The sequence below is a fragment of the Streptococcus sp. HMSC078H03 genome (assembly GCF_001808655.1).
Lineage (GTDB): Bacteria > Bacillota > Bacilli > Lactobacillales > Streptococcaceae > Streptococcus > Streptococcus salivarius_G.
This window is the reverse complement of sequence record NZ_KV794103.1, coordinates 21,646-36,260: the sequence shown is the minus strand read 5'-3', so window position 1 is coordinate 36,260 and position 14,615 is coordinate 21,646. Positions and strand designations below refer to the sequence as shown.

The window sequence follows — 14,615 nt, the reverse complement described above, 5'->3', positions numbered from 1 at the left end:
ATGTTAACGGCAAAAAAGCCTCAGCAACCTACACACCAACTGTAACTCCTGTAACACCAACTGCTGAGCCAGCAACATCTATAGACATTCAAGGTCAAATCCAAACAGGTAAACCAAGCTTCATGCCTGGTAACCCAAGTGTACCAATGGATGATGCTGTTCCAGCAACCTTTGAAGATGGCTCAACTACCAAGACTATTCCAGGTGAAGGAACTTACACCGTTTCTCCAGACGGAACAGTAACCTTTGTTCCAGAAAAATCATTCGTTGGAACTGCCCCAGCAGTGACAGTTGTTCGTGAAGATGTTAACGGCAAAAAAGCCTCAGCAACCTACACGCCAACAGTAACACCAGTAACACCAACTGCAGAATCAGTTACCTCAATTGGAAATAAAGGCCAAACGCAAACAGGTAAGCCAGTATTTACAGAAGGCGATAGCCGTGTACCAATGAATAACCAAGTACCAGCTACCTTTGAAGATGGCTCAACAACTAAGACTATTGCAGGTGTAGGAACTTACACAGTAGCTGCAGATGGCACTGTAACATTCACACCAGAAACTGAATTTACAGGAACTGCCCCAGCAGTCACAGTGGTTCGTGAAGATGTTAACGGAACTAAGGCTTCAGCAACCTACACACCAACTGTCCTTCCAATCACTAAGTTTGTTGATAAAGAAGGTAAGGAAATCCCAGGATATCCTACAGTTGATGGTGAACAGCCAAAAGCTGAAATTCCAGGTTACCGCTTCGTAGAAACTAAGAAATTACCTAATGGTGATATCGAACATGTCTACGAGCAAGTAACGACGTCATATGTTGATGAAAATGGTACGCCAATCCCTGGTTATCCAACCGAAGATGGCCAACAACCTAAGAAAGAAATCCCAGGTTATGAATTTGTGAAGACAATTGTAGATGAAAATGGTAATACTCAACACATCTACAAACAAATTGTGACTCCAACACCTGTGCCGGATACAACTCCGACACCAGAGCCACAGCCAGCTCCACAAACAGAAGAGCCTAAGGCTCCAGTGCTTCCAGAAACAAAAGAAGAAGCTCACTTTATCAATCCAAGTGATAAGACAGCTCAACTTCCAGAAACTGGTAGTGAGGATTCAAACCTTGCAATCTTTGGTTTGGCAAGTCTTCTAGCTGGATTTGGACTCTATGGCACAAAACGACGCAAACGTTAAAATGATTTAACGGTCGTATAGGAGCTTAAGAATCCAGATTTCAATTAAAATAGACCTCATGGTATTTGCCATGGGGTCTATTTGTATGGTCCAGCCTGCTGTTTTTCAAGTCGTCATGATTGACTTTGCTCTCTAGGAAGCGTAATCTAGACCTTATGTAAAGGATTATAAGGAGGTCCCTCGATGATTGAAGTAACTTATTTAAATACCGCCAAGCAAGAAAAACACACTTCCTTTGAAGATTACAATGAATTTGTCAGAGCCCAGCAAGCTTGTTGGATTGCCTTACCAGATGCAACGCCAGTCACTAAGGTAACGATAAACGGACATGATATTGGCTACAAAGGACAATATGGTGACCTTTACTTTTATATTATGAAGCTAGACTTGGCACAATATCACTAATAATAAGGGAAAAGAATCAGACATCGTGTTCTGGTTCTTTTTCTTTGAGCAGTGTAATTTTTATAAATTAAGAATATTGCTAATTGACTGAAAATGACTTACAATAGAAAGGAAGAATTTATAGAAGGAGACACATATGAAAAACAAGCGTTTAATTTGGACTTTGGTTTTCTTAGCTATCTTGACGCTCGGTTCTATTGGTACAGATCTTTTCAAAAAAGAACACCAAGATGCCAATAAGGTCGTCAAAGTAGGGATCCTCCAGTTCGTGACTCACGACGCCCTGGATCAAATCGAGAAGGGAATTGAGGATGGCCTTAAGGAAGCTGGTTATAAGGGGGACAAGGTTAAAATCACCCTCCTAAATGCCGAAGGAGACCAGTCTAAAATTCAAACCATGTCTAAACAATTGGTTAATGACAAGAACGATGTCGTTATCGGTATTGCCACACCAGCAGCACAGGGGCTAGCGGCAGCTACCAAGGATATTCCAGTCATCATGGGGGCTATCTCAGACCCTGTTGGGGCAAAATTGGTTAAGAATCTCAAACATCCGGAAGGCAATGTCACTGGTACCTCTAACCAAGTGCCGATTAAGCAGACAGTAGAATTGGTCAAATCACTGACACCAAATGCCAAAACGATTGGTATTCTCTATGCTTCAAGTGAGGACAATTCCAAATCACAGGTTGAAAGCTTTAAGAAATACGCTGAAAAAGATGGTCTAAATGTGGTCGAGTACGCCGTCCCATCAACCAATGAAATCAATACAACCATGTCAGTCATGACTGGTAAGGTAGATGCCATCTGGACGCCTCAAGATAATACTATTGCCTCAGCCTTTTCAACAGTAATCTCATCAGCCAACCAGGCTAAGATTCCAGTTTATACGACAGTTGATACGATGGTGAAAGAGGGCGGTTTGGCTTCAGTTGCTCAAAGCCAATATGAACTTGGAAAGGCTACAGCTCGTAGTGCCGTTAAGGTTCTTAAAGGTAAAAAAGTTAAGGATGTCCCTGTAGATGTTATCGATGATGGCACACCAACACTTAACCTTAAAGTTGCTCAAGACCTCAACATCACCATCCCTGACGATGTGCTTAAACAGTCAGATATCGCTGTTAAAGCTGATAAATAAGGAGGACTTATGATTATTTCATCTATTTATCAGGGGCTTCTATACGGAATCCTAGGTCTTGGGATTTACATGACTTTCCGTATCTTGGATTTTCCTGATTTGACAACAGAAGGTTCCTTCCCTCTTGGTGGGGCAGTAGCAGTAACCCTTATGAACTTTGGTTGGAACCCAATTTTAGCAACCTTGGTTGCCGTTTTGGCCGGCTGTGGTGCCGGACTTGTGACTGGTCTCCTCTATACTAAGGGAGAGATTCCTACTATTTTGGCAGGGATTTTGGTCATGACCTCTCTTAACTCAGTCATGCTTATGATTATGGGGAGGGCCAACCTGGGACTTCTTGATATCAAAACTATCCAAGATTTACTTCCTTTCAGCAAGGACTACAACCTCTTGATTGTTGGTCTCATTGCTGTGACCATTGTTATCACTGCCTTGATTGCCTTTCTTAACACGCGCCTAGGTCAAGCTTATATTGCCACAGGTGATAATAGAGACATGGCCAAATCTTTTGGTATCAATACAGACAATATGGAAGTGATGGGTCTCGTTATCTCAAACGGTATCATTGCCCTTTCAGGAGCCTTGATTAGCCAACAGGACGGTTATGCCGACGTTTCTAAAGGGATTGGGGTTATCGTTATTGGTCTTGCCAGCATTATCATTGGTGAGGTCCTTTATGCGACTAACTTGACTCTGTTGGAACGTTTGATTGCCATCTGTATTGGTTCAATCCTCTATCAGTTCCTTTTGACAGCGGTTATTGCTCTTGGCTTTAACACTAACTACCTCAAACTCTTTAGTGCAATTGTTTTGGCTATTTGTTTGATTTCGCCTGTCCTACGCCGAAAATTCTTTAAGGGGGTGACCTTATCACGATGACAGCTATTGTAGAACTCAAAGATGCGACTGTTAAGGTCAATAACGGTTTTGACACCGAAAAAACCATCCTGGACCATGTTAATCTTACCATTAGAGAAGGTGATTTTATTACCATTCTTGGTGGAAATGGTGCCGGAAAATCAACCCTCTTCAACGTCATTGCAGGGACACTCATGTTGACCAGTGGTCAGATTTTCATCATGGGTGAAGATGTTACGGCTCTGCCTGCTGAGAAGCGTGCTAAGTACCTCTCACGAGTCTTCCAAGATCCTAAAATGGGGACAGCTCCTCGTATGACTGTTGCAGAAAACCTCTTGATTGCCAAATACCGTGGTGAAAAACGAGGGCTTAAATCACGCCAAATTCATCTCTACACAGAGGAGTTCCAAGGTCTGATTGAACGTATCAGTAATGGTTTAGAAAAGCACTTAGATACACCAGCAGGTCTCCTTTCAGGTGGTCAGCGTCAGGCTCTCAGTCTTTTGATGGCGACACTTAAACGTCCTGAGCTCTTGCTCTTAGACGAGCACACTGCAGCCCTGGATCCTAAGACCAGTGTAGCACTCATGGAGTTGACTGATGAGTTTGTGACGGGAGACCATCTAACAGCCTTGATGATTACCCACCACATGGAAGATGCCCTAAAATATGGAAATCGTCTGATTGTTATGAAGGATGGTCAAATCATTAAAGATCTTACCAAGGAAGAAAAAGGTCAATTGGATATCACAGACTACTACGCTATGTTTGAGTAAGCCTAGTCTGACTCTAAATTGTAAAATAAGCCAAAAAGTTGTATACTTAAAGGGTATGCAACTTTTTGTTGTGGCCTGTAAATCGACAAGGAGACTGTTCGCACGAACGTTCAGCTTCTTGGACCGTCTGTAAAAATAGGCTCTAGAAGAGAGTCAAACTAAAAAGGAGAAAAACAAGCATGAGCGATATTAAAATTATTGCCCTAGGTGGAGTACGTGAAAATGCTAAGAACCTCTATATTGTTGAGATTAACGACTCTATCTTTATCTTGGATGCTGGTCTAAAGTATCCTGAAAATGAACAACTTGGTGTTGACTTTGTCATCCCTAACTTAGATTACTTGATTGAAAATAGAGATCGTATCCAAGGGATTTTCTTAACTCACGGACACGCCGATGCCATTGGTGCCCTACCTTATATCTTGCAAGAAGTCAAAGCACCAGTCTTTGGATCATCCCTCACAATCGAGTTAGCTAAACTTTTTGTCAAGAATGCTGGCGTTAAGAAATTCAATAATTTCCATGTTATTGACGCAGAAACTGAAATTGAATTTGAGGATGCTGAGGTTTCATTCTTCAAAACAACTCACTCAATTCCAGAATCAATGGGGATTGTTCTTGGCACTGACCAAGGCAATATTGTCTATACAGGTGACTTCAAGTTTGACCAAGCTGCCCGTCCTTACTACAAAACTGATTTAGGTCGTTTGGCTGAAATTGGACGTGAAGGTGTTCTGGCCCTCTTGTCAGACTCAGCAAATGCGACAAGTACTGAACAAACAGCTTCTGAAGCAGAAGTGGGCCAAGAAATTGACCAAGTTATTGCTGATGCAGAAGGACGTGTTATTGTTGCTGCAGTTGCCTCAAACTTGGTACGTATTCAACAAGTCTTTGATTCAGCTGCTGATCACGGACGTCGTGTTGTTCTTACGGGTTTTGACGTAGAAAATATTGTCCGCACAGCCATTCGTCTCAAAAAATTGACTGTGGAGCATGAAAAACTTATTGTCAAACCAAAAGACATGAACAAGTTTGAAGACCACGAGTTGATTATCCTCGAAAATGGTCGTATGGGTGAACCAATCGATGGCCTTCAAAAGATGGCTGTTGGTCGTCACCGTTACGTTCAAATCAAGGATGGAGATTTGGTTTATATCGTTACAACTCCAAGCATTGCTAAGGAAGCCGTAGTGGCACGTGTCAACAACGCTATCTATAAAGCTGGTGGAACTGTTAAGATGATTACGCAGAGCCTTCGTGTTTCTGGACATGCCAATGCTCGCGAACTTCAATTGATGATTAACCTCCTTCGTCCACAGTATCTCTTCCCTGTCCAAGGGGAGTACCGTGACCTTCAAGCACATGCAGAGTTAGCCTTGGAAGTTGGTATTCTTCCAGAAAATATTTATATCGTTAAACGCGGTGACATCATGCACTTGTCAGAGGATCAAGGTTTCCTTCATGAAGGAGCTGTCCCAGCTGGTGATGTTATGATTGATGGTAATGCCATTGGTGATGTGGGTAATATCGTCCTTCGTGACCGTAAGGTCTTGTCTGAAGATGGTATCTTTATCGTAGCTATCACTGTTAACAAGAAGGAACGTAAGATTGTCTCTAAAGCGCGTGTGAATACACGTGGGTTCGTTTATGTGAAGAAGAGCCGTGATATTCTCCGTGAGGCTGCTGACATTGTTAATGCTACCGTTGAAAATTACTTGGCAGGAGACAGCTTCGACTGGGGTGAACTTAAAGGTGCTGTCCGAGACGATGTGGCTAAGTTCCTCTTCGACCAAACCAAACGTCGCCCAGCTATCCTTCCAGTTGTCATGGAAGTCCGCTAATAACTGACTAAAACATAAGAGTGTGAGCGTGTCGCTTGCACCATAGACATTGAGGAAAGTTTTAACAAGACTTTGTTCTAAAATCAAAAGCTGGGGGTGTCCCAGCTTTTCTAACATTAAGAAAGGAAAAACAAATGGCTTTTTTTCAAATTGAATACTCATCAGATGTTCTAGGACAATACCGCCAAGTGGATGTCATCTATCCAGATCGTGATCAGATTGCTGAAACGGAAAGTGATACGGACATCCCAGTTCTCTATCTCCTTCATGGCATGGGGGGCAATCATAATTCTTGGGCCTTCCGTACCAATATTCAGCGTCTCCTTCGTAAGACTAATCTCATTGTTATTATGCCTAATTCTGAAAATGGCTGGTATACAAATACCAATTACGGGGTTAAGTATTACGATGCCATTGCTAAGGAGCTTCCTCAAGTCATGCAACGTTTCTTCCCTAGTATGACTAAGAAGCGTGAAAAGACCTTTATCGCTGGACTTTCTATGGGTGGCTATGGTTCTTTCAAACTAGCCTTAACGACAAATAACTTTGCTTGTGCGGGTTCCTTCTCTGGTGCCCTTGGATTATCAGTAGAGATGATTACAGATGAAACGAGTGAGTCTAAGGAATACTGGCAAGGAGTCTTTGGCGATTTGGAAGGAAAAGACATTAAGCAGCATAAACTGGTTAACCTAGCCAAACAACATGATAAGAAAACCAAATTCTTTGCCTGGTGTGGCCTCGAGGATTTCCTTTTTGATTCTCAAGATAAGGCAGTTGCTGATTTGAAGGCCCTTGGTTTAGACATTGACTACAGCACAGACCATGGAAGACATGAGTGGTATTACTGGGAAAAACAACTAGAAGCCTACTTAGAATGGTTACCTATTGATTACGTTAAAGAAGAACGCTTGTCTTAATAGGTCAAGTTTGTAACATCTTATCAAAGAGATGATAAAAGCTTAAAGTGATATTTTTTGCTTGTCAGAACTATTAGAGCTTGATATACTAGGGGAAGTTTCGAAAAGGAGGCTCAATAATGAAAAAATTATTCAGAGTAATCTTCTATATTCCCAAACTTCTTTTACAATTTATTTGGAATCTTATTTGGGCTATATTTAAACTTGCCCTAGTCCTAGCCCTTATTGGTTATGGACTCGTCTACTATGCCAATAATTCTTCAAGTACCTTAGCCACAAACATTAACCAAGCCTTTCATCAAGTAGAGCTAGGTTTTAGTGGAACCAGTACTAGTGACGTTGAGAAAGTTGTCTCTAACCTATCAACGACAGATACCATTCCAGAGTCTAATGGAGCTAGATGGGCACAAAATACAGCTAGCATCTATATTCAGTCTACCGATGAAACCTTGGTAGCTGCTTATAAGGAGGCTATCACCAACTGGAATAACACGGGTGCTTTCATCTTTACTTTAACTGATGATGCCTCAACAGCTGACATTGTTGCGACTGACTATTCCGATGTGAATTCACAGGCAGCAGGTTTAGCAGACACTCAAACCAATGTTTTGACCAATCGCATCACTCATGTAGATGTGAAGTTGAACCGTTATTTCCTCTTGAATAGTGATTTTGGTTATACTCACAAGCGTATTGTGAATACGGCTGAACACGAATTGGGACATGCCATTGGCTTAGACCATGATGACTCTAAGACATCCGTTATGCAATCAGCAGGATCTTATTACGGGATTCAACAGGTGGATATTGATACGGTCCATGCTCTTTATGCTAATTAAGGAGGGGCTGTCATGCGCTATTTGAAACGCCTTGCTAGACGTTACCCCATGCAAACCTTCCTTTTTCTTTTCAATGCTGGGGTCTTTACTTGGTTGCAAACAACAGGAACCATGATTGCCAATCGTTTGGGCCTATCAGGTGAAGGTATTTGGATTTATATTCCCAATTGGGTAAAAATGCTGACCAGCCATTCTATTGAGAGTATTCAAACCCTATACGGGGCCTCTGGTTGGAGTTGGCTAATCACCTCTATGCTTCTTACTTGGCTCTTGACTTTTCTGAGAGGTCTCATGAGAGCAGTGATTCTCATTCTGATAGTTGGTCTTGGCTTATGGCTAGTTTATCGACACTTTGAACTCTTACAAAATCTAAAACTGTCCTGATGGGCAGTTTTTTTGAGTTGTTAGGTCATTTATTTTCTGAAAAAATATGATATAATATAGCTAATTTATTATTTTGGAGGACATTATGGCTTTAGCAAAAATCGTTTATGCCAGTATGACCGGTAACACGGAAGAAATCGCAGATATCGTTGCCAAAAAATTGGAAGAATTGGGTCACACTGTAGATGTAGACGAGTGTACAACGGTTGATGCCGCTGATTTTGAAGATGCGGACATCTGTATCGTAGCGACTTACACTTATGGTGATGGTGAGTTGCCAGATGAAATCGTTGACTTTTACGAAGATTTGGCTGACCTCGACTTGTCAGGTAAAATCTTTGGTGTTGTAGGTTCAGGAGATACCTTCTACGATTATTTCTGTCATTCAGTGGATGAGTTTGAAAATCAATTCACATTCACAGGGGCGACTAAAGGTGCTGATAGCGTCAAGGTTGACCTTTCTGCTGAAGATGAAGATATCGAAAATCTTGAAGCTTTCGCTGAAAAAGTTTCAGAAGCATTAGCATAAGAAAAAAGCAGAGTAAAGTCTGCTTTTATTGTAGTTAAAAATGGAGTTTTTATGAATGAAATAGAAAGAGATTTTAGGACGCAATCTCAACATCTCCTTTGGTCTGTTTGGCGAGGGCTCTTAGTGGGGGTGACAGCAGGAGCAGTGGTCAGTCTTTTTCGTTGGTTAATTGCCAAAGGGGCCGCATTTTCTGTAGCTATTTACGAAGACGCCCTTCATAATCCCCTCCTGATTCTGGGAATTGTACTTGTTAATCTCTTGATTGCCCTTTTTATTGGTTACCTTATTAAGCAGGAAAAAGACATCAAGGGCTCAGGGATTCCCCATGTTGAAGGGGAACTGATGGGGCTCTTACATCCGTCTTGGTGGTCAGTTTTATGGCGTAAATTCCTAGGTGGAGTCCTTGGGATTTCAATGGGACTGATGTTGGGACGTGAGGGACCTAGTATTCAACTAGGTGCCATGACTGCTAAGGGATTAGCCAAGGGACTTAAGCTCTCTGCACGTGAGAAGCGTGTCTTGATTGCTGCAGGAGCAGCAGCAGGGTTATCGGCTGCCTTCAATGCCCCAATTGCTGGTCTTTTGTTTGTCGTCGAAGAAGTCTATCATCATTTCTCTCGTCATGTTTGGGTGACAGCTTTAACGGCATCTTTAGTGGCCAATGCTGTTTCCTTACGCATCTTTGGCCAGGTACCAGTCCTTGCTATGACAGAAAAATTACCCGTATTTCCTTTGAAGGATTATTGGATTCTTATTGTCTTGGGGATTTTTCTAGGTGTGCTTGGATACGGTTATGAGTGGGTTGTCTTACGTATTGGTAAGGTCTACCAAGGGTTAGGGAAAATCTTCCACTTGCCATCTCATTTTCATGGCCTTTTGGCAGTTCTGTTTATCATTCCTATTGGCCTTTATTTTCCACATCTTTTAGGTGGCGGGAATGAATTGATTCTTGCCTTAAATGGTTTACATCCTGCTCTAACTGTGGCTATCCTCTATTTGGCTATCCGCTTTATTTGGAGTATGCTGTCCTTTGGTTCTGGCTTTCCTGGTGGGATTTTCTTGCCGATTTTGACTCTAGGTGCTCTTTCTGGTAGCGTCTTTGCGGCAGCTTTTGAAAACCTAGGCTTTTTACATCCCGTTCAGTTTCCTATCTTTATCATTCTTGGTATGGCTGGTTATTTCGGTGCTGTGTCTAAGGCACCGCTAACTGCTATGATTTTAGTAACTGAGATGGTGGGTGACCTTCACCAATTGATGACCATTGGAGTTGTGACCCTGATTGCCTATCTAGTTATGGATTTCATGGGAGGAGAACCTGTCTATGAAGCCATGCTTCACAATCTGATTGCTCACGAACAAGAGCAAGTTGATAATATACCGACGATGATTGACTTGCCGGTTACAGATAGTCTAGCTGGTCGATTGGTTAAGGATTTAACCTTACCTGATGGGGTTTTGATTTCCACTCAGATTTTTCAAGATCAGTCTGAGGTTGTTCATGGAGACACACGTCTAAAAGCAGGAGCAACCCTGTATCTAGTTGTTAATGAAGGTAATATCAGTCAGGTAAGAAAACTCTTTTTATAAGCAATTCAATGGCTTGAGGCTCTTTTGTCCTCAGGTCATTTTTGTTATAATGGAGAGAAAAAAGGAGGTCAGTATGGACTTAAATGAGATTCGCCAACAGATTGACACCGTTGATAATGAGATCGTGGCTTTGTTGGAAGAACGTATGAAATTGGTAACTCGAGTAAGTGCTTATAAACAACGCACTGGAAAGGCGATTTATGATCCCGAACGAGAGCAAGCCTTGCTAGACAAAGTAGGTGATAGTGTCGTTAATCCTGAATATAAAGAAGCTATCGTTGCTAGTTTTGCGGATATTATGAAACATTCTCGTACTTATCAAATAGGCAAGCTTGAAGGAAGGTAGGCTATTAAGATGAAAATTAGACAATTAAGTGAGAGTCAAGGTCTCTCATACTCCAATTTAGTGATTTTGAGTCTCTATGCTGTCTTTCTAGGGGCGCTGGTTGGGCTGATTGATGCTATTTTTGGTCGTGTTCTCATAGGACTTTCAGAATATCGGGACCACCATCTCTTTTATCTAGTCCCAGCGCTTCCTATAGCTGGGCTTTTGATTGTTTACCTTTACCAAAGGTTTGCAGGCAAGGCAGCACAAGGGATGGGCTTGATTTTCAAGGTTGGACATAATGAGGAGGATCAAGTCCCCCTAAGGTTAATTCCACTGGTGACTGTAACCACATGGCTGACCCACCTTTTCGGGGGTTCTGCAGGTCGTGAGGGAGTTGCTGTACAACTGGGGGCCACAGTTTCTCATGCTTTTAGTCGCTATTTTAAGCTCCCGAATGCTTCACGTATTTTCTTGACCATGGGGATGGCCGCTGGTTTTGGAGGGCTCTTCCAAACACCAATCGCCGCGACCTTCTTTGCGCTTGAGGTATTGACTCTAGGACAGTTAAGTCTGCCAATCTTGGTACCGACTCTTATTGCATCTTTTGTGGCTAGTACGACAAGCCATCTCTTAGGTCTTGAAAAATTTAGCCACTTTGTCTCCGAAAGTTTGAGTATTGACCTTGGGACGTTTATTAAATTAGCTCTTTTAGGTCTGGCCTTTGGTCTAGCAGGAAATCTCTTTGCTTATCTCTTGTCACTAGCTAAAAAGAAAGTAGCAAGTCTGCTCCCAAATCCTTATTATCGTGTTCTCTTAGGAAGTGTCGTCTTAACCTGTCTTCTTTTGATTTTGTGGAAGGGACGTTATACAGGTCTTGGAACGAATTTGATTGCTTTAAGTGTTGGTGGTGGGACCATTTATCCATTGGATTGGCTCTTGAAATTGCTCTTGACCGTCTTTACCCTATCTCTTGGTTTCCAAGGAGGAGAAGTAACCCCTTTGTTTGCTATCGGAGCCAGTCTTGGTGCTGTTCTAGCACCAGTTCTGGGACTTCCAATTCCACTTGTAGCAGGTCTAGGCTATCTGTCTGTCTTTGGTAGCAGTACCAATACCCTTTTAGCACCTATTTTCATTGGAGTTGAAGTCTTTGGTCCCGCTAATGCAGTCCCTTATGCGATTGTCATGGTTTTTGCTTATCTCATTAATCATAAGACGAGCATTTATGGACAACAAAAAATGCTAGAAATGCAATAAGATACTAGACATCCTGATAATTTTTTGATAAGATACTAGGAGTGTGTAATGGACACACAAAAATAACGGCTAATCCGCTGAGACACAGAGGTTGCTCTTAAGATTAGTAAGATAGGAGTATATAAAAATGAATCCATTGATCCAAAGTTTGACAGAAGGTCAACTTCGTACTGACATCCCATCATTCCGTCCTGGTGACACTGTTCGCGTTCACGCGAAAGTTGTCGAAGGAACTCGCGAACGTATCCAGATCTTTGAAGGTGTAGTTATTTCACGCAAAGGTCAAGGGATCTCAGAAATGTACACAGTTCGTAAAATTTCAAGCGGTATCGGTGTAGAACGTACTTTCCCAATCCACACTCCACGTGTTGAAAAGATTGAAGTTGTACGCTACGGTAAAGTCCGCCGTGCTAAACTTTACTACTTGCGTGCTTTGCAAGGTAAAGCTGCACGTATCAAAGAAATCCGTAAATAATTTACAGATTTCACATAAAAAATCTGTCCTCGTGGCAGATTTTTTCATAAGTCCTCTTAGTTAAATGGATATAACAACTCCCTCCTAAGGAGTCGTTGCTGGTTCGATTCCGGCAGGGGACATTTTTAAGCCTTTAACCATGCGGTTTTAAGCTATTTTGCCCCAAATTGAAGCCAAATGTACTTGACGCCTATTGAATTATAGGTGTTTTTTTGATAAGCAAAAACCCTAGTCAGGATTAGTCCTAACTAGGGTTCAAAATAGAATACTGGTGATGATTAGTAGTCTGTTATCTCATTAATTGGAATTGGCACTTGTATCTGTACTTGATGATGCTCGTGGGTACTCGTAAGGAGTGTTATCAACGTCGTCAACCCACTCATTGCTCTGATCAGTTGAGCTTGCGGGATTGCTTCCTCCACCAGCACCTGCGGCGAAGGCTGCATCGTGACCACCACCGCCTCCTCCGTTAGTGGCATAAGAGCCATCTTCTGGCCCGCCCCAACCTCGTCCGCCTTCAGCAGGCTTGGATTTATCTTGATTTCCATCTTGATGAGGTGTTTGGTTGTTTTGTTTTTGATTTGCTTCTTGAGCAGAAGGAGATGCTTGATGCTTATTTTCGTCCTTAGCCTCCTTCTTATGATCTTCCGTCGAAGTAGCTCTTGATGATTTAGTATTCTCTTTTTTATGAGATGAGCTACTTTTTGATGAAAGGCTGTGAGAGATGTGATGCGTTTTTGCAGCTGGCTTTACAGGTTCTTTTAAATGTTTTGATAAAAAACCGAAGAGAAAGAAGAAAGCTAGCAAAGAGAAGGTGATGATATTATATTTTTTTCTTTTCAAATTTGGCTCCGTTCCTAGTCATAGATGAAGAGTAAAAATAACAGTAAAAAACCAGGTTTCCCTGGTTCTCATTATTAGCGGCTTACACGACGGCGAGCTGCTTTTTTACGGTTTTCTTCGATGAAAGCCAATTTCTTTTCTTCTGGTTCGATAATAGTTTTCTTAACTGCGAAGACAGCACCTGCTACAGTAGCAGCAGTTCCGATAACGCCAGTAGCGACACCTTTAGCGAATGAATGTTTTTTAGCCATGAGACTATCCTCCGTATATGTTATAATATGCTTATATTATCTAAAAAAATATCTAGAATAGCAAGTGAAAACATTATGAAAACCAAACTTATTGTAGTAGCTGGTCCTACTGCTGTGGGAAAAACAGCGCTTGGAATTGAATTGGCCAAGCGTTTTAATGGCGAAATTATTTCAGGAGATAGCCAGCAGGTTTACCGACAATTGAATATAGGAACCGCCAAGGCCACTCCTGAAGAGCAGGCAGCTGCAGTACATCATCTGATTGATGTTCGCGATGTTGATGAGACCTATTCAGCTTATGATTTTGTGACAGAGGCAGAGGCTGCCATTACAGATATCGTTAGTCGTGGTAAGCTGCCTATTGTAGTAGGAGGAACAGGTCTCTATTTACAAAGCCTTCTAGAAGGGTATCACTTAGGGGGACAGGTAGATCAGGAGCAGGTCTTAGTCTATCGCACGGAATTAGAGCAATTATCTGATCAGGAACTTTTTGACAAGATTGATCGTTTAGGTATTGAAATTAAAGAGATTAACCGTCGTCGTGCCATTAGAGCACTTGAGCTTTATCGTTTTTCGGAGAATCTTGAAAATACTGAGACGACTTATGATCCCTATCTTATCGGATTAGATGATGAACGTTCCTTGATCTATGACCGCATCAATACACGAGTAGATAAGATGGTTGAACATGGTCTCTTGGAAGAGGCCAAGTGGCTGTACGATAATTATCCTGATGCCCAGTCAGCTCGTGGTATAGGCTACAAGGAGTTGTTTCCTTATTTTGCTGGGAACCAGAGCTTGGACGAAGCCTTGGAAAAACTCAAGCAAAATACGCGTCGATTTGCTAAACGTCAATTAACTTGGTTCAGAAATCGAATGACTGTTAAGTTTTATCAGATTTCTAGTCCAGAATATCCTGAAAATGTCGTTCAAGATCTTGAATTATTTTTAAATGAAAGGGAAGGAGAAAAGGTAGGTCAATCTTAGTTTT

The 14,615-nt window shown here is 41.9% G+C and carries 17 protein-coding genes and 1 tRNA gene; 16 read left to right on the top strand and 2 right to left on the bottom strand.

All coding sequences use genetic code 11. The features are described 5' to 3' along the window. The 15 genes from HMPREF2607_RS05125 to HMPREF2607_RS05055 form a co-directional block, all read left to right on the top strand. Window positions 1-1,199 (top strand): LPXTG cell wall anchor domain-containing protein (locus tag HMPREF2607_RS05125; RefSeq protein WP_141750990.1); only part of this gene is annotated, 1,199 nt, incomplete at its 5' end. A 183-nt stretch (window positions 1,200-1,382) separates the two neighbouring features. Beyond that, window positions 1,383-1,604, top strand: coding sequence for a DUF4649 family protein (locus HMPREF2607_RS05120; RefSeq protein WP_021144292.1), 222 nt, complete (start codon window positions 1,383-1,385; stop codon window positions 1,602-1,604). Window positions 1,605-1,740: 136 nt separating this feature from the next. Then, on the top strand, window positions 1,741-2,742 hold the full coding sequence (gene trpX, locus HMPREF2607_RS05115) for a tryptophan ABC transporter substrate-binding protein (protein ID WP_014634336.1): 1,002 nt from the start codon (window positions 1,741-1,743) through the stop codon (window positions 2,740-2,742). Window positions 2,743-2,751: 9 nt separating this feature from the next. After that, window positions 2,752-3,621 carry an ABC transporter permease gene (locus HMPREF2607_RS05110; RefSeq protein ID WP_002883493.1) on the top strand — a complete coding sequence of 290 codons (870 nt, stop codon included), beginning with the start codon at window positions 2,752-2,754 and terminating at the stop codon, window positions 3,619-3,621. After that, window positions 3,618-4,376: an ABC transporter ATP-binding protein gene (locus tag HMPREF2607_RS05105; protein ID WP_002883503.1), complete on the top strand. Its 759-nt coding sequence runs from the start codon at window positions 3,618-3,620 to the stop codon at window positions 4,374-4,376. The genes HMPREF2607_RS05110 and HMPREF2607_RS05105 overlap by 4 nt, the downstream gene beginning before the upstream one ends. 179 nt (window positions 4,377-4,555) lie before the next feature. After that, entirely contained in the window at window positions 4,556-6,217 is a 1,662-nt protein-coding gene (locus HMPREF2607_RS05100; protein WP_002883527.1) for a ribonuclease J, read from the top strand. Window positions 6,218-6,351: 134 nt separating this feature from the next. Continuing rightward, window positions 6,352-7,134, top strand: a complete 783-nt coding sequence (locus HMPREF2607_RS05095) for an alpha/beta hydrolase (protein WP_021146944.1) — start codon at window positions 6,352-6,354, stop codon at window positions 7,132-7,134. Window positions 7,135-7,253: 119 nt separating this feature from the next. Continuing rightward, window positions 7,254-7,973: a matrixin family metalloprotease gene (locus tag HMPREF2607_RS05090; RefSeq protein ID WP_014633224.1), complete on the top strand. Its 720-nt coding sequence runs from the start codon at window positions 7,254-7,256 to the stop codon at window positions 7,971-7,973. A gap of 12 nt (window positions 7,974-7,985) precedes the next feature. Next, entirely contained in the window at window positions 7,986-8,357 is a 372-nt protein-coding gene (locus HMPREF2607_RS05085) for a hypothetical protein (protein WP_021144289.1), read from the top strand. A gap of 85 nt (window positions 8,358-8,442) precedes the next feature. Then, window positions 8,443-8,886, top strand: coding sequence for a flavodoxin (locus tag HMPREF2607_RS05080; RefSeq protein ID WP_002883520.1), 444 nt, complete (start codon window positions 8,443-8,445; stop codon window positions 8,884-8,886). A gap of 51 nt (window positions 8,887-8,937) precedes the next feature. Then, a complete protein-coding gene (locus HMPREF2607_RS05075; protein ID WP_048790576.1) occupies window positions 8,938-10,473 on the top strand; it encodes a ClC family H(+)/Cl(-) exchange transporter in 1,536 nt (511 codons plus the stop codon). Window positions 10,474-10,546: 73 nt separating this feature from the next. Next, window positions 10,547-10,819 (top strand): chorismate mutase, encoded by a 273-nt coding sequence (locus tag HMPREF2607_RS05070; protein ID WP_048790577.1) that lies wholly within the window; start codon window positions 10,547-10,549, stop codon window positions 10,817-10,819. Window positions 10,820-10,828: 9 nt separating this feature from the next. Beyond that, window positions 10,829-12,055: a voltage-gated chloride channel family protein gene (locus HMPREF2607_RS05065; protein WP_060972694.1), complete on the top strand. Its 1,227-nt coding sequence runs from the start codon at window positions 10,829-10,831 to the stop codon at window positions 12,053-12,055. A gap of 127 nt (window positions 12,056-12,182) precedes the next feature. Further along, a complete protein-coding gene (gene rplS, locus HMPREF2607_RS05060; RefSeq protein WP_002883489.1) occupies window positions 12,183-12,530 on the top strand; it encodes a 50S ribosomal protein L19 in 348 nt (115 codons plus the stop codon). A 50-nt stretch (window positions 12,531-12,580) separates the two neighbouring features. Continuing rightward, window positions 12,581-12,652, top strand: a tRNA-Arg gene (locus HMPREF2607_RS05055). 175 nt (window positions 12,653-12,827) lie between these two features. On the opposite strand, the gene HMPREF2607_RS05050 is transcribed toward HMPREF2607_RS05055, so the two are convergent. Both HMPREF2607_RS05050 and HMPREF2607_RS05045 read right to left on the bottom strand, forming a co-directional pair. Then, on the bottom strand, window positions 12,828-13,373 hold the full coding sequence (locus tag HMPREF2607_RS05050) for a hypothetical protein (RefSeq protein WP_037601141.1): 546 nt from the start codon (window positions 13,371-13,373) through the stop codon (window positions 12,828-12,830). 74 nt (window positions 13,374-13,447) lie between these two features. Continuing rightward, on the bottom strand, window positions 13,448-13,624 hold the full coding sequence (locus HMPREF2607_RS05045; RefSeq protein WP_002883513.1) for a DUF3042 family protein: 177 nt from the start codon (window positions 13,622-13,624) through the stop codon (window positions 13,448-13,450). Window positions 13,625-13,699: 75 nt separating this feature from the next. Here HMPREF2607_RS05045 and miaA point away from each other — a divergent pair, with 75 nt between their 5' ends. After that, window positions 13,700-14,611, top strand: coding sequence for a tRNA (adenosine(37)-N6)-dimethylallyltransferase MiaA (miaA, locus tag HMPREF2607_RS05040; protein ID WP_021144285.1), 912 nt, complete (start codon window positions 13,700-13,702; stop codon window positions 14,609-14,611). The last annotated feature ends 4 nt before the right edge of the window (window positions 14,612-14,615 follow it).

Bases quoted from the DNA above. Each gene is read 5' to 3' on its own strand.
- HMPREF2607_RS05085 (WP_021144289.1), top strand. From the start codon at position 7,986: ATGCGCTATTTGAAACGCCTTGCTAGACGTTACCCCATGCAAACCTTC.
- HMPREF2607_RS05075 (WP_048790576.1), top strand. From the start codon at position 8,938: ATGAATGAAATAGAAAGAGATTTTAGGACGCAATCTCAACATCTCCTT.
- trpX (WP_014634336.1), top strand. From the start codon at position 1,741: ATGAAAAACAAGCGTTTAATTTGGACTTTGGTTTTCTTAGCTATCTTG.
- HMPREF2607_RS05090 (WP_014633224.1), top strand. From the start codon at position 7,254: ATGAAAAAATTATTCAGAGTAATCTTCTATATTCCCAAACTTCTTTTA.
- HMPREF2607_RS05100 (WP_002883527.1), top strand. From the start codon at position 4,556: ATGAGCGATATTAAAATTATTGCCCTAGGTGGAGTACGTGAAAATGCT.
- HMPREF2607_RS05120 (WP_021144292.1), top strand. From the start codon at position 1,383: ATGATTGAAGTAACTTATTTAAATACCGCCAAGCAAGAAAAACACACT.
- HMPREF2607_RS05105 (WP_002883503.1), top strand. From the start codon at position 3,618: ATGACAGCTATTGTAGAACTCAAAGATGCGACTGTTAAGGTCAATAAC.
- HMPREF2607_RS05080 (WP_002883520.1), top strand. From the start codon at position 8,443: ATGGCTTTAGCAAAAATCGTTTATGCCAGTATGACCGGTAACACGGAA.
- HMPREF2607_RS05065 (WP_060972694.1), top strand. From the start codon at position 10,829: ATGAAAATTAGACAATTAAGTGAGAGTCAAGGTCTCTCATACTCCAAT.
- rplS (WP_002883489.1), top strand. From the start codon at position 12,183: ATGAATCCATTGATCCAAAGTTTGACAGAAGGTCAACTTCGTACTGAC.
- HMPREF2607_RS05095 (WP_021146944.1), top strand. From the start codon at position 6,352: ATGGCTTTTTTTCAAATTGAATACTCATCAGATGTTCTAGGACAATAC.
- HMPREF2607_RS05045 (WP_002883513.1), bottom strand. From the start codon at position 13,624: ATGGCTAAAAAACATTCATTCGCTAAAGGTGTCGCTACTGGCGTTATC.
- HMPREF2607_RS05110 (WP_002883493.1), top strand. From the start codon at position 2,752: ATGATTATTTCATCTATTTATCAGGGGCTTCTATACGGAATCCTAGGT.
- HMPREF2607_RS05070 (WP_048790577.1), top strand. From the start codon at position 10,547: ATGGACTTAAATGAGATTCGCCAACAGATTGACACCGTTGATAATGAG.
- miaA (WP_021144285.1), top strand. From the start codon at position 13,700: ATGAAAACCAAACTTATTGTAGTAGCTGGTCCTACTGCTGTGGGAAAA.